Annotated in this window: 23 protein-coding genes and 4 tRNA genes; 8 read left to right on the top strand and 19 right to left on the bottom strand. The window is 68.5% G+C overall.

What is annotated here, in order from left to right; genetic code table 11:
- Positions 1-2 precede the first annotated feature (2 nt).
- The 4 genes from ACQPY0_RS47975 to ACQPY0_RS47990 form a co-directional block, all read right to left on the bottom strand.
- Complete coding sequence (locus ACQPY0_RS47975; RefSeq protein ID WP_432976871.1) at positions 3-4,706, bottom strand: ATP-binding protein; 4,704 nt, start codon at positions 4,704-4,706, stop codon at positions 3-5.
- Positions 4,703-6,220, bottom strand: coding sequence for a hypothetical protein (locus ACQPY0_RS47980; protein WP_432976873.1), 1,518 nt, complete (start codon positions 6,218-6,220; stop codon positions 4,703-4,705). The genes ACQPY0_RS47975 and ACQPY0_RS47980 overlap by 4 nt, the downstream gene beginning before the upstream one ends.
- Positions 6,217-7,779, bottom strand: a complete 1,563-nt coding sequence (locus tag ACQPY0_RS47985; RefSeq protein WP_432976876.1) for a hypothetical protein — start codon at positions 7,777-7,779, stop codon at positions 6,217-6,219. The genes ACQPY0_RS47980 and ACQPY0_RS47985 overlap by 4 nt, the downstream gene beginning before the upstream one ends.
- A gap of 414 nt (positions 7,780-8,193) precedes the next feature.
- Positions 8,194-8,418, bottom strand: coding sequence for a hypothetical protein (locus tag ACQPY0_RS47990; protein WP_432976878.1), 225 nt, complete (start codon positions 8,416-8,418; stop codon positions 8,194-8,196).
- A gap of 14 nt (positions 8,419-8,432) precedes the next feature.
- On the opposite strand from ACQPY0_RS47990, the gene ACQPY0_RS47995 reads away from it, so the two are divergent.
- A complete protein-coding gene (locus tag ACQPY0_RS47995) occupies positions 8,433-8,816 on the top strand; it encodes a hypothetical protein (RefSeq protein ID WP_432976881.1) in 384 nt (127 codons plus the stop codon).
- Positions 8,817-9,398: 582 nt separating this feature from the next.
- Here the strand turns inward: ACQPY0_RS47995 and ACQPY0_RS48000 are convergent.
- The 4 genes from ACQPY0_RS48000 to ACQPY0_RS48015 form a co-directional block, all read right to left on the bottom strand.
- Positions 9,399-9,473, bottom strand: a tRNA-Val gene (locus tag ACQPY0_RS48000).
- A 33-nt stretch (positions 9,474-9,506) separates the two neighbouring features.
- Positions 9,507-9,577 (bottom strand) — tRNA-Cys (locus ACQPY0_RS48005).
- A gap of 15 nt (positions 9,578-9,592) precedes the next feature.
- Positions 9,593-9,665, bottom strand: a tRNA-Gly gene (locus ACQPY0_RS48010).
- 105 nt (positions 9,666-9,770) lie between these two features.
- Entirely contained in the window at positions 9,771-10,829 is a 1,059-nt protein-coding gene (locus ACQPY0_RS48015; RefSeq protein ID WP_432976884.1) for a CapA family protein, read from the bottom strand.
- Positions 10,830-10,901: 72 nt separating this feature from the next.
- On the opposite strand from ACQPY0_RS48015, the gene ACQPY0_RS48020 reads away from it, so the two are divergent.
- Positions 10,902-10,974 (top strand) — tRNA-Gly (locus ACQPY0_RS48020).
- Positions 10,975-10,980: 6 nt separating this feature from the next.
- Here the strand turns inward: ACQPY0_RS48020 and ACQPY0_RS48025 are convergent.
- The 8 genes from ACQPY0_RS48025 to ACQPY0_RS48060 form a co-directional block, all read right to left on the bottom strand.
- Positions 10,981-12,792, bottom strand: a complete 1,812-nt coding sequence (locus ACQPY0_RS48025; RefSeq protein WP_432976887.1) for a hypothetical protein — start codon at positions 12,790-12,792, stop codon at positions 10,981-10,983.
- Positions 12,725-13,465 (bottom strand): YaaA family protein, encoded by a 741-nt coding sequence (locus ACQPY0_RS48030; protein ID WP_432976890.1) that lies wholly within the window; start codon positions 13,463-13,465, stop codon positions 12,725-12,727. Before ACQPY0_RS48030 ends, ACQPY0_RS48025 begins: the two co-directional genes overlap by 68 nt.
- Before the next feature lie 89 nt (positions 13,466-13,554).
- Positions 13,555-14,412, bottom strand: a complete 858-nt coding sequence (locus ACQPY0_RS48035; protein ID WP_432976893.1) for an ABC transporter ATP-binding protein — start codon at positions 14,410-14,412, stop codon at positions 13,555-13,557.
- A 14-nt stretch (positions 14,413-14,426) separates the two neighbouring features.
- Positions 14,427-15,257: a hypothetical protein gene (locus tag ACQPY0_RS48040; RefSeq protein ID WP_432976896.1), complete on the bottom strand. Its 831-nt coding sequence runs from the start codon at positions 15,255-15,257 to the stop codon at positions 14,427-14,429.
- The gene (locus ACQPY0_RS48045; RefSeq protein WP_432976899.1) at positions 15,254-15,949 is read right to left on the bottom strand and encodes a hypothetical protein; all 696 of its coding nucleotides are present in this window, start codon (positions 15,947-15,949) and stop codon (positions 15,254-15,256) included. The genes ACQPY0_RS48040 and ACQPY0_RS48045 overlap by 4 nt, the downstream gene beginning before the upstream one ends.
- On the bottom strand, positions 15,946-16,734 hold the full coding sequence (locus tag ACQPY0_RS48050) for a hypothetical protein (protein ID WP_432976902.1): 789 nt from the start codon (positions 16,732-16,734) through the stop codon (positions 15,946-15,948). Before ACQPY0_RS48050 ends, ACQPY0_RS48045 begins: the two co-directional genes overlap by 4 nt.
- Positions 16,731-17,282, bottom strand: a complete 552-nt coding sequence (locus tag ACQPY0_RS48055; RefSeq protein WP_432976905.1) for an RNA polymerase sigma factor — start codon at positions 17,280-17,282, stop codon at positions 16,731-16,733. The genes ACQPY0_RS48050 and ACQPY0_RS48055 overlap by 4 nt, the downstream gene beginning before the upstream one ends.
- A 97-nt stretch (positions 17,283-17,379) precedes the next feature.
- The gene (locus tag ACQPY0_RS48060) at positions 17,380-18,267 is read right to left on the bottom strand and encodes a sigma-70 family RNA polymerase sigma factor (RefSeq protein WP_432976908.1); all 888 of its coding nucleotides are present in this window, start codon (positions 18,265-18,267) and stop codon (positions 17,380-17,382) included.
- Between the two features lie 280 nt (positions 18,268-18,547).
- Here ACQPY0_RS48060 and ACQPY0_RS48065 point away from each other — a divergent pair, with 280 nt between their 5' ends.
- A complete protein-coding gene (locus ACQPY0_RS48065; RefSeq protein ID WP_432995693.1) occupies positions 18,548-20,170 on the top strand; it encodes a RecQ family ATP-dependent DNA helicase in 1,623 nt (540 codons plus the stop codon).
- 12 nt (positions 20,171-20,182) lie between these two features.
- Complete coding sequence (locus ACQPY0_RS48070) at positions 20,183-20,593, top strand: nitroreductase family deazaflavin-dependent oxidoreductase (protein ID WP_432976911.1); 411 nt, start codon at positions 20,183-20,185, stop codon at positions 20,591-20,593.
- Here the strand turns inward: ACQPY0_RS48070 and ACQPY0_RS48075 are convergent.
- Entirely contained in the window at positions 20,590-20,931 is a 342-nt protein-coding gene (locus tag ACQPY0_RS48075; protein WP_432976914.1) for a DUF6980 family protein, read from the bottom strand. The genes ACQPY0_RS48070 and ACQPY0_RS48075 overlap by 4 nt on opposite strands.
- Positions 20,932-21,189: 258 nt before the next feature.
- Between ACQPY0_RS48075 and ACQPY0_RS48080 the strand changes: the two genes are divergently transcribed.
- The 3 genes from ACQPY0_RS48080 to ACQPY0_RS48090 all read left to right on the top strand — a co-directional run bounded on the left by ACQPY0_RS48080 (position 21,190) and on the right by ACQPY0_RS48090 (position 23,076).
- On the top strand, positions 21,190-21,612 hold the full coding sequence (locus ACQPY0_RS48080; RefSeq protein ID WP_432976917.1) for a hypothetical protein: 423 nt from the start codon (positions 21,190-21,192) through the stop codon (positions 21,610-21,612).
- Between the two features lie 103 nt (positions 21,613-21,715).
- Positions 21,716-22,525 (top strand): isocitrate lyase/PEP mutase family protein, encoded by an 810-nt coding sequence (locus ACQPY0_RS48085; RefSeq protein ID WP_432976920.1) that lies wholly within the window; start codon positions 21,716-21,718, stop codon positions 22,523-22,525.
- A gap of 122 nt (positions 22,526-22,647) precedes the next feature.
- Positions 22,648-23,076 carry a hypothetical protein gene (locus ACQPY0_RS48090; RefSeq protein WP_432976923.1) on the top strand — a complete coding sequence of 143 codons (429 nt, stop codon included), beginning with the start codon at positions 22,648-22,650 and terminating at the stop codon, positions 23,074-23,076.
- Between the two features lie 94 nt (positions 23,077-23,170).
- On the opposite strand, the gene ACQPY0_RS48095 is transcribed toward ACQPY0_RS48090, so the two are convergent.
- Positions 23,171-23,812, bottom strand: a complete 642-nt coding sequence (locus tag ACQPY0_RS48095) for a hypothetical protein (RefSeq protein WP_432976926.1) — start codon at positions 23,810-23,812, stop codon at positions 23,171-23,173.
- Positions 23,813-24,161: 349 nt separating this feature from the next.
- Positions 24,162-24,650 carry a beta-class carbonic anhydrase gene (locus ACQPY0_RS48100; RefSeq protein WP_432976928.1) on the bottom strand — a complete coding sequence of 163 codons (489 nt, stop codon included), beginning with the start codon at positions 24,648-24,650 and terminating at the stop codon, positions 24,162-24,164.
- An 85-nt stretch (positions 24,651-24,735) separates the two neighbouring features.
- On the opposite strand from ACQPY0_RS48100, the gene ACQPY0_RS48105 reads away from it, so the two are divergent.
- A complete protein-coding gene (locus ACQPY0_RS48105) occupies positions 24,736-25,851 on the top strand; it encodes a geranylgeranyl reductase family protein (RefSeq protein WP_432976931.1) in 1,116 nt (371 codons plus the stop codon).
- Positions 25,852-25,861: the final 10 nt, after the last annotated feature.

The raw sequence follows: 25,861 nt of genomic DNA on the forward strand, positions 1-25,861 counted from the left end.
TCCTAGAAGAGCCGATCGTGTGGCACTGGCTCAACATCGATGACGCGCTCGTAGTAGGGACGAACCGTGGTCCGCGTGTACGGCGTCTGGTGGGCGTTCTGCACCAGACAGGTAAGCGGAGGCATCGATCTCACCGCCTCACCCAAGCGCTCGGCTTCAGGCCCGCTGGTCTTGCCGATCAGCGCTTTCTGGACCGTGCGGATCTGATCGACCTGGGTCTGGCTGAAGAACAGCCTCGTCGCTGTGGCGCCGGATACCGCCTCGGGGAGATCCTTCGGGTACTGCGTGGCGATGACGACACCCGCGCCGAACGCCCGGCCCTCCCGCATGAGAGGTTCCAGGAAAGGCGATTGAACCAGACGCCATGCCTCGTCCAGCACGACAAGCCGCTTCAACACTCGCGGCTGTGGGCGCCGAATGAGTTGGTTGTAGAGGGCCATCAACAAGAACTCCGCCACCGCGTTCTTGACCTCTTCGCCGGGCAGTTGACTGAGGCGGACGACGGAACGTCCGTCGAGTAGATGCTCGAGAGTGGCGCCGTCCCCATCGCCGGCAAACAGGCCAAGATCGAAGATGGGCGATAGACGTCCGATGAGTGCGCCGTGGCCTTCACGTTCGAGCACCTCACGGATGGCGTCGAACGGTAGGTAGGTCTGATCAGATGCTGGTGTGAAGGCTCTGCCGTCGAGGCCCAGAATCGTATAGGTCTCTTTCATCGCTTCGCGCAAGTGATACGCCTGCTGATCTCCAAGGCGATAGATCCGCTTGAGAATGTTGACGAGTTGATGCACGTGCGACATCGGGTTTGCCCGGCCGGAGGTGGGATCGGTCGGCGGTACCAGAGGGTTAAATGGCAGCCCGCCGATGCTGGCATCGAACATGGACAACTGCTCAGTACGTGTGTACTCGACGCCGGCGTAGTCGTCTTTGAAGTCGAGAATAAGGGCCGGCAGACCGTTCGGCGCAGCCATGAGTTCGTGCAGGACCGCTTTGGTGGCCTGAGTTTTGCCACTGCCGGTTTCGCCGGTGATTGCGATGTGACCGTTGGCGAGCGGACGGTCGGGACGCTGTGGGTCGTACCAGACCTCAACCGGTCTGCCGTACTGCCCGACAGCTTCACCGAGATACGCCCGCGGTCGGTCAGCCGCCGACGGCGCCGCTACGGACGTCTCAGATGCAGCAACCGTGGTGGATGCCGTCCTCGCAAGGGGCCTTTCGGCCGGCGCAGAGACTGGTTGCCCCGTCTCAGGCGACGAGGGGCTGCCAGCTTCCGGACTTGGTGGTGTTCCTTGTTCTGGCGGACTTGGCAACTCGTGCACGGGCAGAGCGGCTTGCTGGAGCGCACCTACGCCGGATTCGTTCAGTTGCGTAACGGTGAGCGGGAACGTGTGGCCCGTATCGGTTTGGGCGCTTACCCGCCTGGACGGCCGCAATGACTCCGTATCCACACCGATGGAAACCTCGACGAGATGCAACTCGATGGCGAAAGGGACCTCACCCTCGAACAGGCGTTGCGAGGCACTTGCCCAGGTCCGTCGTTCATCGGTGTCGTGGCCGCGTTTCGCGAGTTCGCGATAGACGTGCGCTCGAAGGATCTCCCGGCGAGCTGGTGTGGTGATGAGCTCGTCTGCCCGGTCGGGATTGAACACGTCACGAAGCAGCATGCCGGTGGACAGCGTCTGGTCCACCGCCGGTCCCGAGGCAATGTCGCCAGCGATGTGATACTCCGCCGACGTGTCCTGCATCGTCTTTACCTCGAAGACGGTGATGATGCACGCATCCTCGCCGTACTCGATCCCCAGCAGGTCGGCCCGCCGGGCGTCTTCACGGAGGTGCAGCCACCGGCGGGCCATATCATCGTCAAGGCTGATCAGCAGGCGCTTGCGGTTGGCGGGGCAGTTCTTCTTGTACCAACGCGCCACGATGAGCGTGCCGAGCAGGCCTTTGGTCCTGTTCTGGTCGACTTGGCGCTCGAGATCGGGCGTGAGTGTCAAAGCGCCGACGTCGAGGAGTTCCGTCAGCTCCTGCAGGAGATCGTCAAGGTCTGCGTCGCTGACGGCAGTGTTGTACTGTCGAACAATCTCGCGCAGCGCTCGGCGGAACGGGTCGGTGGCGTCGGCGAATGCGACCACCTCACGGGTGCGGTCGCGGCCGCTGAAGACCTGAAGTTTGCCGAGCAGGAGGTCCCGGTCGACGTGCCGATCGGCTAGGACAAACCACGGTGCCGTTGCCGCTACGGCCTTGAGGCGTTCCCGCACGTCGCCGTCCTGCCTCACCGCGAGGCGTGATGCGGGTGCCTGCTTGGCAACCAGTTGGGCAACAGTGAAGTAGGCGGCGAAAGGCCCACCTGGTGCTGGTTCCAGGTCGACAGTCTTGGCGAAGACGCGGTACTTGAGCCGCTGGGGCATCGCGAGCGGCTGAACCGGTTGCTCTATAACGCTGAGCGAATCCTGCTTGCCTGCCGACTGGTCGAAAGCCACCATGATGTGAGCGAGCATGCCTGCCGGAGGCTTCAGCGTGTCGGCCGGCAGGGCGCGCACCTCGAAACTGAAGCGTCGATCGTCTGCGGTTGCGTGGAACAGTTGCGCTACCCGTGCCTCGTCGTCGTCATCAAGCTCGAGCGACTGGATGCCAGCGTTGCGGCCTTTGTAGAGCACGGTGAGGTGGGCGCCCTGGATCTTTTCGCTGTACGCCAGGTCGGTCAGCAGCTTCAGGTAGGGCCCTGGACCGGGCGGGTCCAGCAACGCCAGGCGGAGCCCGTGGCGAGCTGGCGGGTGCGCCTCAAGGAATGCCTCGACGATGCGACGAATCTGGGCGTAGCCGTCCTGCCCTACGCTACGTTCCTGCTTGACCGCGAAGTACGGAAGGTGACCGATGTCGCTGACGTGAGGCAGAACCTGCGGCGTGTCAGGTGTCAGATCTGGCAAGCAGAGGCTGGTCAGGAAGTTCGGCAGCTTGCCCGCAGAGTCCCTCACCAGCCGGAGGTCACTTGCACTAAGCCGGTCGCGCTGAGCAACGACAATGCGTGCGAACTCGGAGTACCGCCAAAGGTACAGCGGGTGCAGGGGTGTGAGCATTGCGATCGTCGTCATGCCAGAACCGAACGTGATTGTGTCGAGCTTCAGGATATGCGAGATAACCTGATTGACGTCCTGGGTGTACTCCGCAAACAGCTTTCCGTACGTGTCGCTGATGCATTTCAGCAGGTCGTGATACCGCTCGACGTAGTAACGAATGGCGTCCCTCGAATGCCGCGCGGCGGCCACTGCGAGGGGTTCGACTGTCAGTCGTCCCGTGTATCCCACGATCTTGTCACGGGCATCGTCGAACGCCTCGAACCGTCCACGCAGTTCCCGGCCAGCATCGTCGTCGAGGCTGTCAAGGAACTCGAGGATCTGCTGGCTGGTCCACTCTTCTCTGAGGTCGTCTTCACCGCGGTAGCCGCGGATTCTCGCCCAGATGTCACCGTCGATGTCACCGTCGTTGCCGTCGATCCAGCCGCCGTAACGACCGATGCCGACGAGCCGGGTCACGATGTCCACGACCTCGCCGGATACCTGGCCTTGAACGATGATTCCGGACGGAAGCTCGTTTTCCCATCGCTCCGTGCCTACGAGGGATCCCCCGCTGTCGAGTTCACTGACCTCAGCAGCGGACTCCACCGCGGCGTCGAGATCATCTTGGAGAGACTCGTCGGCGGACAGCAATGCGTCGGCGGCGACGGCCGAGGCCGAAACCGGCGTGTCGAGTGGCCGGTTGCCGCTCTTATCCTCCTCCCCAACGTCGTCCACAAGGTCGGAACCCTGAGTGCCTGGGTCTGACGATGGAACTTGACTGGGGTGCGGTTCCGAATCGTGACTTGCAGGCTCGGACGGGGGTTGCCACCGGCGGACCGAGAAGAGATCTTCGGCGTCGGCGACGGTGAGCTGATCCGCCGAATCCCCGCGGCGTAGCTGCCGGAGGAGGCGGAGACTGCGCCGAAGAGCCATCCGCCGATTCGGGTCGGTCTCCTTGGCGATGTTCTCCGCGATTGCGCGCCGGTCCTTCTCCGTCAAGGTTTGCAGCCGACCGACCAAATCACGGTTTCGCTGGATGCGGCTGGTAATCGCCCGGTCGCTCGCGTCGTCGAACAGCTTCGGGTCGGCCAGCAAGCCCAAGCGCGGGAGTTCCCGGCTTGACTTCAGCTTGAACTCCATCGCCTGCTCAGGTCCGGCTGGCAACGAGGTGTAGTAATCGAGCAACTGGCCAAAGGAGATGTTGCGGTCGACGCCGAGCTTCTTCCACCAACTGACGAGTACGTCGTTGGCGCCGGCGAGTTGCTGCTGAGCTTGCCTGATGAGTAGGCCCTTGAGTTCTGCTGGGCCAATTGGGGCAAAGTCTTGCAGCGATGAAAGCCGTGCCTGGTCCCCGGCCGCGATGACGACGATCGTCGCCTTGAGGCCCCTGTCGTTACGCCACTGCTCGGCCTGTTGGACGCTGTTGGTGAACTTGTCCGGGGGGATGCCGGCCTCGGTCACGCCATCACTCGACAGCAGCGCAACACGCAGGTCCACCGTGTCCAAGATCTCACCGAATCCGGCCAGCACAGTACGCGAGTCGAAATGCGGTATGTCTCGTACGAGGACGCCTACGGAGCCGGACAACTCAAGGACCTTGCGGCACAGCAGTTCGCTGACCAACTGCACACGAGGGTCGGTTGTCGTCATAGCAGTGCCAAACTCTCCGGGTCTGTGGTGATGACGGTCTGTCCGTCGGCATACGCCTTCGCGTAGCCAGCCTCAAGCAGTGCCCTGCGCAACATTTCCACGTTGAGTCGCAACTCCTCCTCACTTATGGAAGTTGGCGTCCCAAACGGCTTCTGCGCAAGGTTATTGCACCGCACGATCTGGTCATCGGAGCGCTGGCCGACGACAATGCCATAGTTCCTGCGAAGCTCGTCGAGAAATTCCGGAAAGTCCAGCGGCTTATCCGGATCGACGGTAGCCGCAACGAGAGTTTCTAGAAATTCAGCGTTGACCCCGTAGCGTTTTTGCTGCTTGCCGCCACGGCCGGCGACCGACCAAGGAGTGAGGTAACCAGCGCGGCGCCCAAGGTCGGCTAGGAAGCCTCGGGGATGGTTCTTCTCCTCCGCCGCGACTTGCCAGAACGCTTCGGCGATGGCTTCTAACTCGGATACCTGGTCGTCATGGCGGTACGCATCGAAGCCCTGCCGGATCCGGACCTGGATCTTGGCGGGCAGGTCTGCGATCACATGTTCGGCCCCAGCGGCGCTGACCTGTGGCTCGAGCTTTTCTCGAATACGGAGAAGCATCAACGCCTCGATCGTGTCACCCGCAGCCCGGAACGATGCTCTCGACGCGTTACGCAACGACGTGCGGGAACCATCGAACATGTCGAGCAGGATCGGTGAGCGCGGAGTGCCTTCCTGGGCCTCGGAGTAACGGGATATCAGATGCACGTGTACGGCGAAGCAGGCAAACGTCACCAGCCGCCGAAGCGAGTTCAGCTTGGAACCGCTGGTTCGCTCGAAGCGGGCGAGACGGTCGAAGGAACGGCGAAGATTGGTGAGGGTAGGTGAAGCGAGAGCCGGTACAGCGGGCGTGCTTGCATCAGTAGCGATCATGGGCGCATAGAAGTGTTGCGCCGCAGCTTCGGTTGGTGTCTCAACGTCCCGCGGTTTCGCAAGCTTAGTCATTGGCATTGCAAGGATCGACCAAGGGTCGTCATCAGTCGACAACAGCGTGCGGATATGGATGGCGGCATCCGCCTCGTGCCCGGCGGTCAGCAAACGGGCGAGAAAGATTCCGCAACGATTATCCGATGGGTCACGAGTGAGGAGAGTTTCGTTGGACAAGGTGTAGGACGAACGCGCCGCTTCGCCGAACACGGCCTTGTCCGTCCCCAGCACGCCTTCGGCGAGGTTACGCAGTGTGCTAAGTGAGTCTCGATCGATGATGTCGCTGTCGCGACCGGTGATCGCCTCGCCGTAACGCTCAAGGATGGCACTGTTGGGATTACGCTCGACCCTCTCGCGTGTCTTTTGGTTCAGAATTGATGGCCGAAGGAACTCGGCCAGTGCGTCGGAATCGTATGCACGTCCTGTCAACGCCCGCCCTAGACCGTTCGCTATGTGTACGGGTTTGATCGAGTTGTTGGTAGGAATGAGTCCGAACTCGTCAATGTAGAGCTCGTTCAGGAACGCTTTCAGATCCGTTGTCACAGTCGGTACCTCGCCGGGTCACGCTGAATTTCGAACCTCGCTTCGATGTTCTTCTCCACGTTTCGGATGCGCACATCAACAACGTCCGTCTTGCTCGGCCCAACGGAATTGTGCACGCTATCGACGAACCGTGTGACGCGTCGAGTTGCGCTACGCGACCAACTCGTCCGACCAAGACCCCATCGGGCCTCGGTAAGCGTGAGATACAAGGCGCGGTCAACCAAGAGGCTGGCAATCTCCACACCGTGCTCGTCGTTAGCGGTGAGCGCAAAGGTTCGGACGAGACGCTGCTCCGGCGGTAGCCACTCATCGACCCACGGAGCCAACTGGGGTGGAGTTATCTCGAACCGGCCATGAAGAACCTCGTGCAGCGAGAGGAAGGTGTTTGGAGCCCTGACGTCGAAGCGGTGGCTTTGCCACAAGACAAGGCGCTCGCGGTCGCTATCGAGGCAGTCCGGCTCGTAGAACCTGTTGATCGCAAGAAGGAGATGACGGACAATGCCTCCACCCCCTGCGTTGCCCTCGGTGACCAGCGTATCGAAGCTACGCTCATCGCTGGGCAAGAGGTCCACAAGTGACCGGCCATCGCGGTGTTCGAAGAAGAACCGCCGTTTGAGCGCCCGGTACTCGCTACTTTGGTCGTCCGTCGGCATCGGTTGGACGGCAGACGGGCGGCGTCCATCGATCCAGTCCTCGGCCCTTGTGGTGCCCTGCCAGAGTTCCGTGTCCCGCCGAGGGTGCGTTACCGCAGCCGGATCAAAGACCTCCCGGACAGCATCGAACAGCGGTCCAACTCCGCCTTCAAAGGCAAGCTGTGCGTAGTGGTGCCGGTGCGAGCCCTGGCTCGCAAGCCGAACCGCAGCCGTCGCACCTCCAGCGATCAGGAAAGCAACGAAGCCGACCAACTGCCGCATGGTCGCGTGATGCCCTCGCCTGGCAACCTCCGCCAGCAGCAAGGCGATCCGTTCCCGAACCTGAGGGTGGCGCAATGCGTCGCGGTTGACGACGGCCGGATCTGTCGGCGACAAGCTGGCGTAAAAACGATCATCGGTCAGGCGCTCGATGACCCCCAGCGCGATGGGCATAGCAAGCACATTGCGCAGGCTCAGGTCGATGACTCGGACGGGACCTGCAACTTCCGCCACAGACTCCCGACCGTAAGACACCGCCTGCTGAACCTGCCGAAGCGCTGCCTTAAGTGGTTCGAATTCGACAGCCAAAGGGTGACGGCGTAACACAAAGAGCGGCCATTCATTGATAGCCAACACCATGGCTCGACGATCGCGGTCGCAGTCACGCCAACAAGTGAGGATACCGTCATCGGAGAATTCGTTGGCATCGGTTACAACAACTGCCCCGGCCGCCTCTAGCTCAGGCCTGAGCCGCTCGATGAGGTGGGTCTTTCCGTCGCCGGGGTTGCCGGTCACGATGATCTGGCGGTGGGCTTGAGTCAGTCGCAAAACATGAGCATTAAGACCGAGATCTACATCGATCCATGCGAGTTCTTCGGCATTCAAGCGGTCCGCATAGCTGTTGGTGCTGCGGTACAGACGTTCCACGAACTCGCTGGTGCGAACAGAGGCGGGGATGCTTCCCGGGGACCCGAGACCGCCCATATCGCCTGAAATCGACGCACCCTTATCGCTCGGCGTCACCCGGTGACCGCCAGTTCCCAGGGACACGCTGACAGGTCGGCCAACCGCTTCCGATGAGCAGGCGGCTCATGCGGACAGGTCATCGGGGTCACCACCATAGGCTTCTCGCTGCTGCAGAGGGGCTGACGAACGAGGGCCGACCGCTGTAAACAGCGGCCAGCGCACGCTCGACAGAGTAGTCCCCACACGCTATCGCCCACCTCCGACATTCGGTGTACACCGGCAACGGAATCTGCAGATCTTGACGTCGGTCAGTCATCGCTTGGTCGCCTCGCTCGCCCAGCCGCACCGCTGGGCAGGTGAGGCGACCAGGCGGAGTCACGGAGTGTCCGTGGTGATCGCCACTATTGCCTCGATCATGTTTGCTTCTACATTGGTGCCGACGTTATGGGCGTCGGCCTCATCGTGGCCGGCCAGCGTCCAAACGTGACTGCTCAGGCGATCCAGCTGTGCTGTGTACAACCAGATGATGCCGGCTGATGTCGGCCGCAAGGTCCAGCCGGGATGGGGCGTAGGCTGCAGTCCAGTGGTTGCCGTGTTCAAGATCGGAGAGCGCCATGGGTGAGACGCCGGTCTCACAAGACGTCCAGGTAGTACGTGAGCAGGTGGCGGGTAAGAGGATCGAATCCCTCCGCGTATACGGCATCAACTCGTTGAAGACCTTGGACCCGCGGTTGGACAATCTCGCCGGCGATCAGATCGTGGATCTCCTCGCTCAGGACGACGCTCGTCGGGTCGAACTGGTTTGCCGCGATCACATCATCGACATCGACCTCGCGCGGACCGGAAGATTAGCGGCGTTGCGCGAGGCTGGCGTGTGGAACCCCGCCGGTGGCGGGCCTATGCCGACCGGCCGACTCATTTTCGACGACGGCACCGGACTTGACTTCAAGGAGCCGGCAAAGACAAAGCGAATTACATTCGCCGTGCGTCGTCGCTGACCGTTGCTCCTAGCCCAGCCGTAAGCACCCCATGCCCACCAACGGCGCCGACTCCGTCGCTGACATCCCAACATGATAGTCGGTCGTCAGCGATCATTTATATCCGCCGAGTGTCCGGACCGGTCCTCCTGCTTCTCGCCGCCGGCCAACTCGCCGTACAGCCGAGCATCGGCCTGCCTGCGACACCCGTGCCCGACGGGCCGCACAAGGAGCACTAGAGGCGTATGAGGAGGCCCGGCACTGTGTTCCGCGAGGCTCCTTACACCTCTACCCCTCAGACTCGCCTCTCACCGCCCCCACCGCTGGCGGTGGAACGTCTCAAACGAGATGGTGCATCTGCTCCTTGGGCATAAATCGACGGGATTGTATTTTCGGAGGGCGGGATGCCCAATTCCACGACGCAGGAGATGGAGGCCGTCGCCGAGGCCAGGGCATTGCACCCTGCGCGGACGAGGCAACACTTACCGGACGACGTGGTGATCTATGCCACCGTCTGGGGCTGGGTCCACGGTCAAATGACGGTCAAAAAATCTTGAGGCCAGATCCGTGACTTCCGGATCTGGCCTCTGACCTGGTACTTCGTGGTGGGCGATACTGGGTTTGAACCAGTGACCTCTTCCGTGTCAAGGAAGCGCGCTCCCACTGCGCCAATCGCCCTTTGGGGTGCCACATTTTGGTATGGCGACTCCGAGGTGGGAACGGGATTTGAACCCGTGTACACGGCTTTGCAGGCCGTTGCCTCGCCTCTCGGCCACCCCACCGTGGTGACTTTCCCGAGCGGACGACGGGATTCGAACCCGCGACCCTCACCTTGGCAAGGTGATGCGCTACCAGCTGCGCTACGTCCGCACCGCCAGCTCGTTCCTGGCGACGGATGCAAACTTTAGCCGACCGTCACCCCCCATGCCAAACCGATATCCCCCTCCGGCGCGTCGAGGGCGCTGACCAGGGCGTTTACGTCGGGGTTGGGGACAGGCCGGCGCAGGTGCGCAACCCGGAGTACCGCTGGCTGAGCTTCGTGGCCGGGGTGGCGGTCAGCAGGACGGGCTGGCCGGTGTCGGAGACGATCGCGGGGAGGAACTCGGTTCTGGTGACCGTGCGGGAGCGGACCGTCAGGCGCAGGATGCCGGTTTCGGTGCTCTTCGAGGTGCCGTACCACAGGAAGTTTCCCATCCCGTAGGCCACGAACGTGCTGCCCAGCCAGCCCGAGCCCTGCAGGGTGTGGGCGTGCGCGCCGATGATCAGGTCGGCGCCTGCCTTGGCCAGCTGGGTGGCGAAGGTCTTCTGCTCGGCGTTGGCGCAGCCGTTGCCCTCCTCGCCCCAGTGATTGAACACGATCACGAGGTCGGATTCGGCGCGGGCAGCGGTGACCGCGGCGGTCGCGCGGTTGACGTCGAAGGCCAGGGCCACGCCCGGTCGGTCGGGAGCCGGCGCCCAGGTCGAGGCGAGCTCGTGGACCTGGCTGAAGCCCAGCAGGGCGATCTGGACGCCCTTCACGGTGGTGTACAGCGGCCGGTACGCGTCGTCCGTGTCGCGCCCCGCGCCGAAATACGGGTAGCCGGCCGCCTGGAGGGCGTCGAGGGTGTCGAGCAGGCCGACGCGGCCGTAGTCGAGGATGTGGTTGTTCGCGATGGTGACGGCGTCGATTCCGGCGGCCTTCAGGGCATCGATCGCCCTGGGTTCCGTGCGGAAATGGTACGTCTTGGGCTCCGGCGTTCCCCGCGACGTGATCGCCGTTTCGAGATTGATCACCGTCAGGTCGGCGTCACCGAGCGTGTCCGCGATCGGGCCGAACGCGGTCGCCGGATTCTTCAGCAACGCCGCCGTGCGGTCCATGAAGTGCACATCGCCGGCGAATGCGAGCCGCAGCTCTGCCGGGGCCGGCGAGGCCGATGGCGAGTCGGACGGCGACGCGGGCGCGGCGGGCGGGGAATGCGGCGGCGGGGCCGGGGGCGCGGGGGTTGCGCCACAGCCCGCGAGCAGCAGTACCGCTGCCAGAACGCGCACCTTCACGGCGTCACGCTAACGGGTGATGTCCCCCGCGCGAAGGCCCCGTCGCACGATGCGCTAGAGTTGGTTCTCAGTGCGGACGTAGCGCAGCTGGTAGCGCATCACCTTGCCAAGGTGAGGGTCGCGGGTTCGAATCCCGTCGTCCGCTCTTTCTTTATTGCCCGTTTCGCAGTCGCACCGCGGGAATCGGCCGCCTCGGCGCCTTGTCCAGCACCCACAGCGGATTCGACACGCCCACCACGTCGCCCCCGGCGAGGCGGACCTGCGCCCGGACGTAATGGCCGGGCGGCACCGTGACGGTTCTCGATTTCGCGACTTTCGCCGACGGCACGGCCGCTGCTTCGTCGGCCGCGCCGACGAGCACCTCGACCCTGGCCCCGGCCGGGACCCCCGTCGCCACGACGTCCACCTTCGCCGGGGTTTTCGTCATCAGCACCGCGCCCATGAAGGAAACGCCGCCGATGCGAAGATCGAGGGTGCCGCGGTACCGCGCGAGGTCGGTGAACCACGCCGCTCCTTTCGCCAGCGCCGCGAGCAGATCCGCCTGCGATCTCGACGCGGCCCAGACGTAGGTGACGGCGTGCTCGGACTCCTTCGCCCAATTCGTCGCGTCGTGGTCGTCGCTGCTGCCGACGGCGGTGAAGAACAACGCGTTGCGGGCCGCCACGTCGAAGACCCAGAGCAGCTCGTCGTACGGTTTCCGGCCGATCTCGACGATGTCCACGCCGAGGAAGTCCCGCTCGATCATAAGCTTGGCGAGCTCGTCCTTCTTCGCCACGTCCATCGGATGGTTCCAGCTGACGAGTCCGCCGTGCGATTTGAGGTATCGCACCATCGACGCGGTCAGCGCCGGATCGTCGTCGCGGATCGGCGGGCTCGGAAACGACGGGAACGTCTGGTCGCCGCCGAACCAGTTCAGGTGCCGCACCAGCGACACCTCCATCGCGCGGTAGTGCGTCACGCCGGCTCCGTGCCCGGCCGCCGCGGCCGCGATGACCTCGGCGCGCAGTTGCTCACCGGCCTGACCGGCGCGGCGGGAACGGCGGAAGGTGAGCCGGTCGACGACGAATCCCGCGTTCCGCACGCCGATCCGCAGCCCGGTCAACGCATTGTCGTCCGCGACGACGTCGGGCCAGAGCCGGGCGACGTCGTCACGCGGTACAAACGTGAACTGCTGCCATTGTGCGGGCTTCACGGGCAGGCGCACCGTCCCGGTCGTCCCGTCCGCGGTGTGCGTCACGGCGGGAAACGGCCCGATCTGGTACCGCATCCGCAGCACGCCCTTTCCCGGCTGATTCGACAGCTGCAGTTCGAACAACAGCGACCCGTCCGCCGGAAGCGTTTCCGGCAGCACGTCCAGCGTGAGCTGTGTGTCGGCGATGCAGGCGTTCGCGGTCTGGTTCCAGGCCTGCCCGGCGTACCACAGCACGCCCTTGCCCTTCGAGGCGAGCCGGAGGGCCTTGCCGGTGCCGTCCTGCGGCGAGTGTGGCGCGGCGACGAACGCGGTGACGGCGCCGGTGACCTTTCCCTCGACCTGTTTCGACCATTTCCAGTCCAGGCCGTGCTCCGGCTCGGACACCCCGTCGAAATGCACGGCCCGGCGGTGCTCGAAGGCGGCGATGCGGAAGTCGTGGTCGGTCCACCAGATGACGTCGACGCCGTGTTCGCGGGCCTGTTCCAGGTGCGCGGAGAAGCTCGCGAGCCCCTCGCTGAACGGCCCGTGAATGTGCATCGCCATGCTGACCGCCCGCACATTCCCGGCGGCGGACGGCCCCGGGAGTGGCATTCCTCCGGCGGCGAGCGCGGCCCCGGCGGTGGTCAGTACGGTACGGCGGGTCAGCGTGTGGTCCACATTCCTTGACGCTCCACGACGAACGCGCCGCCCCGCAGCCGTTTCGCTAAAGCTGCTCCACATGGATGTCGAGCTGACCCGGACGGGGCTGCTCGACCCGATACCCGAGTTCACGCAGCGTTTCCCCGAGCTTCACCGCCGTCCGCGGCCGGGCCCCGGATTCGAGCAGGGCCCGCACGATCCGCCCCTTGGTCGCCTTGTTGAAATGGCTGACGACCTTTCCGCCGTGCAACACCCGAACGGTGACGCCGTTGACCGGTGTCCACATTCCGGCGTACGCGGACGAGCGCAGATCGAGCACGAGCTCATCCCCGGCAAGCCCGTCGACGACCCCGCGGAGCGCCCGCTTCCAATGTGCCGCGAGCGGCCCGACGGAGGGCAGCCGAATGCCGATCGAGCACCGGTACGGCGCGATCCGGTCCCCGACCCCGACAACCCCCCAGAGCCCGGAGAAAATCAGCAGCTGCTTCGCGGCCCGCCGTTTCGCGCCCGCCTCGAGCGTGGCCAGCCCGAGCGCGTCGTACAGCACTCCCGTGTACACCTTGGAGGCCGCCATCGCGGGCGCGGTCTCCAGCCGCGCGTTCCGCTCCACCTCACCGACCTGCCCGGCGCCGATCCCGAGGGTTTCGATCGCGGCGGCGGGATCGGCGCCGAGCTTCACCAGATCGTCGATCACGGCCCGGCGGGCGTCACGCAGCTCAGGCAGGGTCAGCCGCTCCAGGTCGAACGGCGCCCCGCGCCGGGGAGCGTCGGCCTTGCCTTCGGACGGTGGCAGCAGGATGAACACCCCGCGGACCCTACCGCGCCCTCGTCAGCCGGCCGTCACGCCGCGCCTCGCGATCACAGGTGCCCCGGCCAGTTCCCACGCCATCGACGCTACCCACTCAGCGAGAGGTATCCGTCCTCGAGGCTCGGCTCCACCGGGCGGGCCAGTGGGCTCGGGGCCCGCTGCGCCACAATGCGGTACCGCATCCCGTCCTCATCCGGCAGCGCCGACACCACGGTGCCCTCGGCTGGCGGCGGGCCGGCGGTGACGACGGACCAGACGCGGCCCTCGGCGCGGCGGGTGAGCTCGGCGACGGTACCGCGGAAGGTGAGCCGCCCCCGCGCGAGCACCGCCACCTCCCGGCACGTCTGCGCGATGTCGTCGACGATGTGCGTGCTGAGCAGGACGGTGCGGCGGCCGGCGAACTGCGACAGCAGGGTGCGGAAGCGGATCCGCTCCTGCGGGTCCAGGCCCGCGGTCGGCTCGTCCACGATCAGCAGCTGCGGGTCGGCCAGCAGGGCCTGGGCGATGCCGACCCGTTGCCGCATCCCGCCGGAGAAGCCGCGCAGCCGCCGGTCGGCGTGGGCGGTCAGCGCGACCACCTCCAGCAGCTCACCGACGCGCCGGTGCCGTACCGCTCGATCGTCCATGCCCTTGAGCAGGGCGACGTAGTCCAGGAACTGGCGGGCGGTCAGGTCGGGGTACACGCCGAGGTCCTGCGGCAGGTAGCCGAGCTCGCGCTGCACGGCCGTCCGCCCGGCGCCGGTGGCCAGGTCGTGGCCGCCCACGGTGACGCGGCCCGCCGTCGGGCGGGCGATGCCGGCCAGGATGCGCATCAGCGTGGTCTTGCCGGCGCCGTTCGCGCCCAGCAGGCCGAACATGCCCGTCGGCACGACCAGGTCGAGGCCGTCGAGCGCGGCGACCCCGCCGCGGTACGTCTTGGTCAGGCCGGAAATCTCGATCCGCATGTCTGGCAGTCCTTTCAACGGGTCTGGCGGGCGCGCAGCGCGGCGCCGCCGGCGAGGGCGGCGGCGGCCAGGGCCAGCAGCACGCCGATCGACAGCCACGCGGTCGCCGGCGTCGGGTCCGGTCGCAGGAAGTTCAGGGCCGCGCCGGGCACCGGGCCGGCCCAGGACTCCTCGCCGTCGATGCCGTGGAAGCCGAGGAGCCCGGCGAGGGGGTAGCCGCCGAGCGGATGGACGAGGGTCCGGGCGAGCGTCGGCATCATGTCCGGGCCCGCCAGGTTGCCCCAGAGCCAGTAGCCGACGAAGAGCACGCGGAAGAGCGGAGCGGGCATGATCAGGGGTACCGCGAGCGCGAAGGCGGCAACGAACAGCAGCCCCGGCACCATGACCACGCCACTGGCGGCCAGGGCCCAGCCGAGCGCCTGCGGTGCGCCGGTGTCCACGGCGTACGCGGCGGCGAACCCGAAGTACACGACAAGGATCGGAATCGCCGTCGCGGCGGCCGTGCCCAGGTACTTGCCGAGCACGCGGGCGCCCGCGCCGGCCGGGGTGGCGTCCAGGATCGGGGCCACCCGCAGGCGGTCGTCGCGGACGAGCCGGTCGGCGAGCAGGCAGCCGAAGCCGATCGACAACAGCGCGTGGACCTGCAGCGCCAGGCCGATGACCGCGGTCCGCGCCTCGGGCGGCCGCTCGCCGGGGTCGAACAGGTCGCGCAGGAGGCTCCCGCCGATCAGGATGAACAGCAGGATGGACAGCGCCGGCACGATCCAGACCGAGCGCTTGCGGACCTGCATGCGGAACTCGTACCGCAGGCAGGCGCCGAACACCTGCAGCGTCGCGCGGCTCACTCGTCCTCCTCGTTGATCAGCCGTTCCGGACGGCGCAGCACCACGAGGGCGAGGCCGGTGAACGCGATCCCGGCGGCGAGCAGCGCCAGGCGGTTCGCGGTCCAGTCGCCGGGCACCGTGCCGCGGGTGGTCGCGAACAGGTACAGCAGCCGCCCCGGCAGATGCTCCTGCGCGAGACCGGCGAAGAACTGCTGGATCGCCCACAGCGTGGTGACCAGCGCGCCGGCCGCGGCCGGGCTGCGGAACACGGCGCCCGCGGCGAAGCCCAGACCGCTCAGGCCCACGGCCGGCGCGGCCCAGGTGAGCTGCCCGGCGAGCACGCCGTGGTTGGCCGGCCAGCGCGACCACCAGCCGGTCGCGATCAGTACCGCCGCCGTCAGCACCGCGACCGCCGCGGTCCAGCCCAGCGTGACGGCCATCCGCCGCAGGAGCGTGACGCGGTACGGCGTCGGCGCGGTCAGCTGGATCTCCGTGGCCGGGTCCCGGCCGACGAGCGAGGCGCACGCGACGCCGGCGGCGAGCGGGACCGCCATCTCCAGGCCGCCGAGCAGGATGCGGGCCGTGTTCGTGTCGCCTGGTAGCGGGTTGGCCAGCGCGGCCGCGACGCCGAGGGCGACGGCGATCGGGGGGCCGAGCAGCGCCGCCCAGCCGGCCCGCCGGGCCTCGTACCGCCAGAGGGTCAGTGGTCTCACATCGGGTTGGTTGCGCGCCACCCGTCGCGAGGTTCATTGCGTCCGGCCACGACTACGGCGGCGATCGCGGCGGCGGCGCTGATCGCCAGCACGAGCGTGTTCGTCGACCAGGCGGCCACGATGAACCGCGCCGGCCACGCGTCGTGCGTCAGGATGCTGTCGGCCATGACGCGAACGGCCCACAGCCCGACCGCCGCCCCGAGCGCCACGTCCGGCCCGAACCGGACGGCGAGCAGCAGGGTCAGCGAGGACAGCAGCACCATCGGCCCGAGCCAGGCCCCGACGAGCCCGTGCAGCCCGGCCGAGGCCGCCAGCGCGAGCACCAGGTCGTATCCGAACACGAGCGCGATCCGCACGAGCAGCAACAGCCGGCCGGCGACCGGGGCGGCCGCGACCAGCTCGGCGGCCGGATCGCGCCGCGACCGGTAGGTGCCGGCGACCCCCGCGGCCGCAACGATCGGCGCGACGAGCGCGAGCACCAGGTCGGCGCCGACCCCGTTGGCCCGCTGGAGCAGCACGATCGCCACCCCGAGCGCCATCACCAGCGCCGAGGCCACCGGCACGGGCCGCCGGATCAGCCGAGCCTCGGCCGCCACCAGCGCGACGAGGTATCGCAGCCGCCGGATCGGCCGTCCGCGCACCATCGGCTCCTCGAGCGCGCTGCGGGTCAGCACCGCCCGCACGAGCCGCTGCGGGTCCGGCGCCGCCACGGCCGGGGCGACGGCGTCAGCGATCGTCTGCCAGGCGGCGCGGTCGGCGGCGTTCTCGGGCGGCCAGTCCTTCATTTTGGCACCTCCTGGGCGGTGAGCGCCGCGGCGACGGCGGCCCGGGCGTGGTACAGCCGGCTCTTCACCGTGCCGACCGGGATGCCGAGCACCTCGGCCACGTCGGCGAGCGGCAACCCGGCCACGAACACCAATGCGATCACGTCCCGATGGTGCTCCGGCAGCCGGTCGATCGCCGCGGCCACGGGCGTGCCACCGGCCGCCAGGATCGCCAGCTCCTCGGGCCCGGCGCTCAGATCGGCCCGCTCGGGCAGGCCGACCCCGGCGGGCTCGGGCGCACTGCGGCCACGCAACCGGTTGTGGGCCTGGCGCCGGGCGACCCCGAACAGCCACGTCGACACCTTCGCCCGCCCCTGGAAGGCACCGGCCGATCGCCAGACCGCGAGCATGGTGTCCTGAAGAATCTCCTCGGCGACCATCCGGTCCCCGGCGAGCCGGTGCAGATAACCGAAGAGCATGTGGCTGTACTGCGCGTAGAGCCGGCCGAGCGCGCCGGCGTCCCCGGCCGCGATCGAACGCAGCAGGGCCTCGTCACCGCCGGGCTCCATGCCAGATTGGTAGCAGCCCGGACCGCCGGCGGTTCACGGCCACGAAGAATCCTCCGCCTCCCGGGCGGGGTGGCGCGGGAGGCGGAGGAGGACGGTGTCAGCCGTGGCGGCCGGTCTGGATGAACGGCATGCCGTGGTGGTTGGTCTGGGCCAGGCGGCTGTTCAGGTTGCCCGCGTTGGCGATCTTGTCGTGGTACGCCTCGCGGCGCCGGGCCACGCAACCCGTCGGCTTGTCGCTGGCCGAGACCAGGTCCGGGTCGAGGTGCGTGTTCAGGCCGTCGCGCAGGAGCATCAGGGCCTCGGCGCGCAGCTGGGAGACGCGGGACTCGGTCACGCCCAGCTCGTGGGCGATCTCCATCATCGGGCGCTCCTGGAAAAAGTACCCCTTGACGACCTTGCCGAGGCGTTCGGGCAGGGCCTCGACGGCGTTGTGCAGGTACCCGATCCGCTCCCGGTGCAGGATCAGGTCCTCGGGGCCGGCCGCGCGCTCGGGGACCATGTCCTCGGCGCTGCCGGCGGCGAAGCCCTGCAGGGACAGTACGGCCGCGCGCTGCACGTCGTCGTCGATCGCCTGAAGCTCGTCGACGCTCACGCCGAGGGCCTCGGCGAGCTCGTGGTTCGTCGGGGTGCGGCCGAGCGCCGCGGTGAGCTCCTGTTGTGTCGCGTCGACCTGCCGGGCCCGGGCGCGCACCGAGCGGCTCGCCCAGTCCAGGCCGCGCAGCTCGTCCAGGATCGCGCCGCGGATCCGGGTCGTGGCGAAGCTGCCGAACGGGATGCCGCGGCTCGGGTCGAACGCCTTCGCGGCGCCGGCCAGGGCCGCCATCCCGGCCGAGACCAGGTCCTCGCGGCTGACGTGTGCGGGCAGGCGGCCGAGCGTCTGGCGTACCAGATGCCCGACGAGCGGCAGGTGCTCGCGGATCAGGTCCTCGAGCTCGCGGCCTTCCAACTGGACCTTGAGCGTGGCACCCTCAAGGGTCGTTGTCATCGGTTCCCCCTCGTGTCCGGGTGGACCCCGTGCAGGCGGTCCACCTGCCGACACGAAGAACTTTCGACTACGAAGGGTGCTTGCGCCGTCACTTTCGGGTGCTTCTTGGTTGCGAGACGGTGAGAGTCCTCAAGGCTCGGCGTGTCGCTCAGCGCGCCGAACGAATCGAACACCGGTACAGTCGCGCCCGATGAATCTCGTGCCTCACGCGTCCCGCCTGCGCCGCGCGGCCCGCACCGAGTTCGGCTGGCAGACGCTGCGACCCGGACAGCTACCGCCGATGCGCGCCCTGCTCAAGAAGCGCGACGCCCTCGTTGTATTACCAACCGGCGGCGGAAAGTCCGCCATCTACCAGGTTCCGGCGACCCTGATCGCCGGGCCCGCCATCGTCATCTCACCACTGCTGGCCCTCCAGCAGGACCAGATCGCCGGTCTCAACCGGCGCCGGGCCGGCCAGGCGGTGCGGATCAGCTCCGCCGAGACACCCAACCAGCAGCGGGCCGCGCTGGAGGCGCTCGCCGCCGGCACCGCGCGGTTCCTGTTCATCACGCCCGAGCAGCTGAGCAACCCCGAGCGCCTCGCCGAGGTTCGCGCGCTGAGGCCCGGGCTCGTGGCCGTGGACGAGGCGCACTGCGTGTCGGCGTGGGGGTACGACTTCCGCCCCGACTACCTGCAGCTCGGACACCTCATCCGGGAGCTGGGGCGCCCGCCGGTGGTCGCGCTGACCGCCACCGCCTCGCCGCCGGTGCGGACCGACATCGTCGCCACGCTCGGACTGCGTGACCCGTTCACCCTGGTCGCCGGGCTGGACCGGGCCAACCTGGAGCTCGCCGCGGTGCACTGCACCAGCGACGAGCAGCGCTGCCAGCGCCTGCTGGCCCAGGTCGAGCAGGAGCAACACCCCGGGATCGTGTACGCCCCGACGCGCGCCATCGCCGAGCAGTACGCCGAGCGCCTCGCCGAGCGCGGCATCGCGGCCGTCGCCTTCCACGCCGGACTGGCGGCGGGCGAGCGCAACCGGCGGTACGACGAATTCATGACGGACCAGATCCCCGTCATGGTCGCCACGAGCGCGTTCGGGATGGGCGTGGACAAGCCCAACATCCGCTGGGTCCACCACGTCGCCCTGCCGGACTCCCCCGACAGCTACCTGCAGGAGATCGGCCGCGCGGGCCGCGACGGCGACCCGGCCCGCACCATCCTGTTCTTCCGGCCCGAGGACGTGGCCCTGCAGCGCTTCTTCGCCACCGGCTCGCCCGACGCGAAGGAGCTCACGCAGCTCGCCGCGGCGCTGCGCGAGGGGCCGGTGACCCGCACCGCGCTGGCCACCCGCAGCGGGCTGCCGGCCCGGCGGATCACGTCGCTGCTGAGCCTGCTGGAGCAGGTCGGCGCGGTCGAGGTGGGCGCGGGCAACAAGCTGACCGCGCCGCGCTTCGCGCCGACGCCGGCCGAGGCGGCCCGCCTGGCCCTGGCCCAGTTCGGGCGGCACCAGACGTTGCGCAGGTCGCGCATCGACATGATGCGGCAGTACGCCGAGAGCGCCGGCTGCCGCGGCAAGGCGCTGCTGGCCTACTTCGGCGAGCAGGCCGAACGCCCCTGCGGCCACTGCGACAACTGCGCGAACGGCACGCTCGTCGTGGAGCCGGTCGTGCCGAGGCTGCGGTGGTACCAGAAGCTGTTCCGCCGCCGGCCGCCGGCGCCGGCAACCGTCGTCGAAGTCGCGAAGGTCGACGACGAGGATCGACCGTTCCCGGTCTCCAGCGAGGTCCGGCATACCGCGTGGGGCACGGGTACGGTGATGGCGTACGAGCAGGACCGGGTCGTCGTGCTGTTCGAGCAGGTGGGGTACAAGACGCTGAGCGTGCCGATCGTGCGCCGGTCGAAGCTGCTGGAGCGGGTGTAGGGAGTTTGTCTCATGGCTGAGATTCCGGCCGATCTCAACGCGGCCAACCGGAAGCTGATCGCCGAGTTCCGCGAGCACGGGCGGCGCCTGGAGAGCCGGCCGCTGCTGCTGCTGAGCACCACCGGGCGGCGCAGCGGCAAGCGCTACACCAACCCGATGATGTACGTCCGCCTCGACGGCCGGCTGCTCGTGATCGCCTCGGCGGCCGGCGCGCAGCAGCACCCCGACTGGTACCACAACCTCGTCGCCGACCCGTCGGTGACCGTGGAGGCCGACGGCGAGGAGTACCCGGCCACGGCCCGCCCCACGACCGGCGAGGACCGGGACACGCTCTTCGCCCGGATCGTGGAGCAGTACCCCTTCTTCGCCGACCACCAGAGCGGCACCGACCGGCGGATCCCCGTCGTCGAGCTGATCCGCTAACTGGGTGTGATGACGCGTTCGGGCTCGACGTACTCCCGTTCCGAGCCCGGCTCCCCGGTGTCCGGGTTCCACCAGGCGTCGGAGTGGTACTGCTCCGGAATCTCATCCTCCCACGGGTCCAGCCCCAGGCGCTCCATCTCGTCGAACCAGGCGTCCCGGCGCGACTTGGGCAGCCGGGCGCCGCACCACGGGCAGTAGCCGATCACGATCATCGAGGAGCCGCCGTCGCGGACGGGCAGGCCGTACTCGTCGAACTTCGCCGTGTAGACGACCACGACATCCGGGTCGTCCCAGGGATCCTCGTAGGCGACTCCGGACAGGTCGAGCTGGGCGCGCATACCGTCGCAGCAGTGTCGTAGCACCGCAGGAGTATGCACCGCTCCCGGTCCGAGACGAAAAATGGCTGATCAGCTGTCATGTCGGGGATAGTTGCGCCGGTCCCGGCGGGGCTACGCTGCCGCCATCAGCTGAAATAACGCGTCAGGCCGCTGGCACGTTTCCGGGATTTCCCGCCTCCGGGGCCCGCATAGCGTGGACTGCGTCAGGCCGGGCACCACATAGACCACACTTGCACATCCCTGAAGGGAAGCACTTTCATGAGCGACTTCGAGACCGGCGACACGGGCACCGACTACGGCCACTACGAGGCGGGCCAGGAGAGCGGCGAGCTCGACCAGCTCCACCAGGCGCAGGGCAGCGAGGCCGACGCGCAGTCGCAGTTCGGCGTGTACGAGCAGGACCACCACACCGCCGAGTCGACCGACTTCTCGCAGGGCCACCACACGGAGTACGACCAGCCGGGCGCCGTGCACTTCGAGTCCGACGACTACACCAACTACAGCCACAACGCGGAGGTCGACGACCACGTCTTCGCCGCCGAGGGCAGCGAGTCGTCGCACCAGGCCCAGTTCTCCGAGCTCGACGCCCTGGAGAAGAAGTTCGACACCGCGTTCGCGCAGGGCACGGTCATCGAGCAGGGCGACGGCGGCGCGGCCTCGCTCGGCCCGGCCACCAACTGACCACACCTTTACGACCGGGCCGGTCGGCGCCTCCAAGCGCCGATCGGCCTTTCCACGTGCCGGCTGTCGCTCCTCGCAACGCCGCGGGGAAAGAATGTGCGGCATGACCAACCGCGCCGCCCGGTTCCGGGCTCTGCATTCCGCCGCCGATCCTCTCGTGCTCGTCAACGCCTGGGACCCCGCCTCCGCGCGGATCGTCGCCGCCTCCGGGGCGCCGGCGGTCGCCACGACCTCGGCCGGGGTCGCCTGGACGCTCGGGGCGCCCGACGGGGACGTGCTCGCGCGGGACCTGGCCCTGGAGCACCTGGCCCGGATCGTGCGCGCGGTGCCGGACGGGCTGCCGGTGACCGCCGACATCGAGTCCGGGTTCGGGCGGACGCCGGGCGAGGTGGCCGTGACGGTCCGCAGGGTGCTGGAGGCCGGGGCCGTCGGCGTCAACCTCGAGGACAGCGTCCGTGACGGGGGCGGTGCCGGGCTGCGCGACGTCGCCGGGCAGCAGGAGCGGATCGCGGCCGCGCGCGGGGCGGCCGACGACGCCGGGGTCGAGCTGTACATCAACGCCCGCGTCGACACCTACTTCCGCGGGCGGGCCGAGGAGACGGTGGCGCGCGCCGAGGCGTACCTCGCGGCGGGCGCGACCGGCATCTTCGTGCCCGGTGTCGCCGACGCCGCGACGATCGGGGCGCTGGCCAGGGCGATCCCGGCGCCGCTGAACGTGCTGGCCCAGCCGGGCACGCCGCCGGTCGCCGAACTCGCCACGCTCGGCGTGGCCCGGGTCAGCCTCGGGTCGTGGATCGCCGAGGCCGCCTACGCGCTGGCCCGCCGGGCGGCCCGGGAGGCGTACGAGCACGGGACGTACACCTCCCTCGCCGATGCCTACGACTTCGGGGAGCTCAACGCGCTGATGTCCTGAATCAGCGCGCGGCGGGACGCGACGCCGGGAGGTGCGTCGACAGGATGTGCCGGCAGCGGGTTGAACGCATTCCGCCCTTCCGGCCGGTGCTTTCCAGGCACGCGACGGGCCACAATCGACCGGTGACACTGCCCATCCCGTACAGCGGCGCCCCGGCGTACAACGGCCCCGACGTGCAAATCGGCGACGTCCGCGTCGACGGCACGGCGATCTACACCCCGGTCGGGGTGTGGCCGATCCGCGGCAGCCGCTGGATGGTGATCGCGCAGCCGATCCCGATCACCACGACCGCGGGCTGGGGCATCGGCCTGGCCGTGGCCTGCGCGATCCTGGCGATCGTCTTCGCCCCGTTCACCTGCGGGCTGAGCCTGTTCCTGCTGCTGGGCCTGCTGTTTCTGACCGCGCGGACGCACACGATGTCGGGCCCGCTGATCGTGTCGATCCAGTCCGGGCCGTATCACTACATGGCCCAGGAGGTCGTCTACTCCCCGCTGCACGCGGCCGAGGCGATCCAGCGGGTCAACTTCGCCCAGGCCCTCGCGAGCCGGTAGCGGCGTGTTCACGCTCCGCGGTCGCCGCGAGGCCGGGATTTGGGTGTCCATGGTACGGTGAGGTTGATCGGAACGGCACCGGCCGAAGTGTGCGTCAATCGGTCCCGTAGGCGTCGTAGCCGGCCAGCAGGTGAGCCCGGGTGCCGGTCAGGTGTGGCTCGATGTCGCCCACTCGCGCGAGGGTGATCCCGGCCGGCAGCAGGCCCGACACGCGCAGCAGCAGGCCCGGGACCTCGTCGAGGATCGCCAGCCAGCCGTGCCCGGGCGGGTCGCCGAGCGGCTCGTCGGGCCAGCGCGAGAACGGCTGCGGCAGCCCGTCGACGGAGATGGCGACCCGCTGCGGCGCGGGCGAGGACGCGGCCCGCAGGGCCCGCTCGATCGCGCGCCGGTCCGGAGCCCGGCGATCGGCCCCCTCGGCCCCCTCGACTGCAGAGCCGCCGGCCGTGTCGGCACGGTCCGCCTGGGCGGCGGACATGCGCAGGTCGATCAACAGCGGCATCGGGGGGCCGGCGGTGGTGATGACCTCGATCCAGGGGCCGGCTGCGGGGTCGCCGAAGAGCAGACCGGCGTGCATGAGGCGGTCGTCCTCCCAGCCCCACGCGCCGATGCGGCACGGGCCGCCCCAGCCGGCCGGGCCGTAGAGCGGCAACGCGGTGGCGCTGGCGCGAATCCGGTTGGCCTGCTGGTCGATCAGTGCCGTGAACTCGATCCGGTTGAGTCTCCCCCCGTATCGCATGCGTCCGATCGTGCCGCATGGATCACCCGAACAGGACACCCCGCATCCCTCGGCGCAACCCCCGCCGTTTGCGAATCGCGGCAAGGGTTGGCGCGCCTCGGGGTCTTCGCCACGCACCGCACGCCCGCCGTCTACGGGCAGTGTCGCCCGCCGGCAGATGAGGCCGCCGGGGCGTCCAGCATGCGGACGGCGGCGTCCGGCTCCTGGGACGCGGTCGGCGCGGAGGGGACGCGGTCGGCGCGGAGGGACGGGCGAGCGCACGGGCCGGGCCGCCCGGCCGGGCGAGCACTCGATCGCGGTGGCACCACCACGCGGGCGGCGGCGGGCGGGCGCTCGGCCCGCCTGGGGATCAGATCACTTCTTCGATCTTGGCGGTGGCGACGTCGAAGATGAAGCCGCGCACGTCCTCGCGGTGCGGGATCCACGGGCACTCGCGCACGGTGCGGATCGAGCTGCGCATGGTGTCGTGCAGGTCGGTGAAGCCGGGCACGTCCCAGCTCGGCGCGACGCCGGTCTCGGCCTGCAGCTGGGCCCGGAACGCGGGGTCGTCGAAGCCCTCCATGCCGCACTCGGTGTGGTGGATGAGCACCACCTCGCGGGTGCCGAGCATGCGCTGGCTGATCGCCAGCGAGCGCAGCACCTCCTCGGTCGGCAGGCCGCCCGCGTTGCGGATCAGGTGGGCGTCGCCGATCTCCAGGGCCAGGGCGCCGAAGAGGTCGAGCCGCGAGTCCATGCACGCAATGACGGTGAGCCGCAGCTTCGGGCGTAGGGGCCGGGGGCCTGGGAACGTCTCGGCGTACTGCGCGTTCGCGTGAATCAGATGGTCGATCGCGGACATAACCGAAGTGAAGCAGATCCGTCACCTGAACGGCTCATGTCTTGGTCACACGAGTCCAATCTCACCTCCCTATTAAGGTTCTCCCGTGACTGAGTGGGACGTGGCGATCATCGGTGGCGGGCCGGCGGGGCTCTCGGCCGCCTACGAGTCGGCCCGGCGGGGTGCGCGCACGCTCGTCCTGGAGAAGGCGGTGCACCCGCGGTACAAAACCTGCGGCGGCGGGCTGATCGGCTTCACGGTGGCCGCGGTCGCCGACCGGATCGCCGTCCCCGCCGACGACCACATCAAGCGGGCCGACTTCACCCACGACGGCGCCGCGGGCTTCACCCGCACGGCGCGCGAGGCGCCGCTGCTGGCGATGGTGCGCCGCTCGGGCTTCGACGACGCGCTGCGGACCGCGGCAGAAAAAGCGGGCGCGACAGTACGGCAGGCGACGGCCGTCCGCGCCGTCGAGCAGACCGGCGCCGGGGTCGTCGTCCGGCTCGCCGGCGGCGAGGAGGTCACCGCGGCCACCGCGATCGGGGCGGACGGCTCGTCGGGGATCACGGCCCGGCACGTCGGGGCCGAGTACGACCAGGTCGACCTCGGCCTGGAGGTGGAGCTGCCGATCGACGCGGCGCGGCAGGCACACTGGCGGGGGCGGCTGCTCATCGACTGGGGACCGCTGCCGGGGTCGTACGCGTGGGTGTTCCCCAAGGGCGACCTGCTCACCGTCGGGGTCATCGCGGCGCGCGGGCAGGGCGAGCGGACCAAGGCGTACCTGCGCGACTTCGTCTCCCGCCTGGGCCTTTCCGGTATCGAGCCCGTGCACGACTCGGGGCATCTGACGCGGTGCCGCACCGACGCCTCGCCGCTGCGCAGCGGCAACGTCCTCGTCGCCGGGGACGCGGCCGGGCTGCTGGAGCCGTGGACGCGCGAGGGGATCAGCTTCGCCACCCGCTCGGGCGCGCTGGCCGGGGCGGCCGCGGCGGACGGGGACCCGGCGCGGTACGAGCGCGACGTGGAGGCCACCCTGATGCCGGCGATGCGCGCGGGGCGCCGGCTGCTGGCCGCGTTCAGCCGCCATCCGCGCCTGTTCCACAACCTGCTGCGCACGCCACCGGGGTGGCGGATGTTCGAGCGCTTCTGCCTCGGCCAGACGTCCTTCGAGCGCACGGTGGAGCGTTTTCCCGTACGCCAGGCACTGCGCCTGCTCGGCTGAGCGTTCCAGG

Origin of the sequence: Dactylosporangium sp. CA-233914 (genome assembly GCF_050942935.1) — a bacterium.
GTDB lineage: Bacteria > Actinomycetota > Actinomycetes > Mycobacteriales > Micromonosporaceae > Dactylosporangium.

Excerpts from the sequence above, each read along its gene's own strand:
- ACQPY0_RS48035 (WP_432976893.1), bottom strand. The coding sequence starts at position 14,412 with ATGCGGATCGAGATTTCCGGCCTGACCAAGACGTACCGCGGCGGGGTC.
- ACQPY0_RS48060 (WP_432976908.1), bottom strand. The coding sequence starts at position 18,267 with ATGACAACGACCCTTGAGGGTGCCACGCTCAAGGTCCAGTTGGAAGGC.
- ACQPY0_RS47975 (WP_432976871.1), bottom strand. The coding sequence starts at position 4,706 with ATGACGACAACCGACCCTCGTGTGCAGTTGGTCAGCGAACTGCTGTGC.
- ACQPY0_RS48080 (WP_432976917.1), top strand. The coding sequence starts at position 21,190 with ATGAGCGACTTCGAGACCGGCGACACGGGCACCGACTACGGCCACTAC.
- ACQPY0_RS48050 (WP_432976902.1), bottom strand. The coding sequence starts at position 16,734 with ATGAAGGACTGGCCGCCCGAGAACGCCGCCGACCGCGCCGCCTGGCAG.
- ACQPY0_RS48070 (WP_432976911.1), top strand. The coding sequence starts at position 20,183 with ATGGCTGAGATTCCGGCCGATCTCAACGCGGCCAACCGGAAGCTGATC.
- ACQPY0_RS48085 (WP_432976920.1), top strand. The coding sequence starts at position 21,716 with ATGACCAACCGCGCCGCCCGGTTCCGGGCTCTGCATTCCGCCGCCGAT.
- ACQPY0_RS48095 (WP_432976926.1), bottom strand. The coding sequence starts at position 23,812 with ATGCGATACGGGGGGAGACTCAACCGGATCGAGTTCACGGCACTGATC.
- ACQPY0_RS48100 (WP_432976928.1), bottom strand. The coding sequence starts at position 24,650 with ATGTCCGCGATCGACCATCTGATTCACGCGAACGCGCAGTACGCCGAG.
- ACQPY0_RS48075 (WP_432976914.1), bottom strand. The coding sequence starts at position 20,931 with ATGCGCGCCCAGCTCGACCTGTCCGGAGTCGCCTACGAGGATCCCTGG.
- ACQPY0_RS48055 (WP_432976905.1), bottom strand. The coding sequence starts at position 17,282 with ATGGAGCCCGGCGGTGACGAGGCCCTGCTGCGTTCGATCGCGGCCGGG.
- ACQPY0_RS47995 (WP_432976881.1), top strand. The coding sequence starts at position 8,433 with ATGGGTGAGACGCCGGTCTCACAAGACGTCCAGGTAGTACGTGAGCAG.
- ACQPY0_RS48065 (WP_432995693.1), top strand. The coding sequence starts at position 18,548 with ATGCGCGCCCTGCTCAAGAAGCGCGACGCCCTCGTTGTATTACCAACC.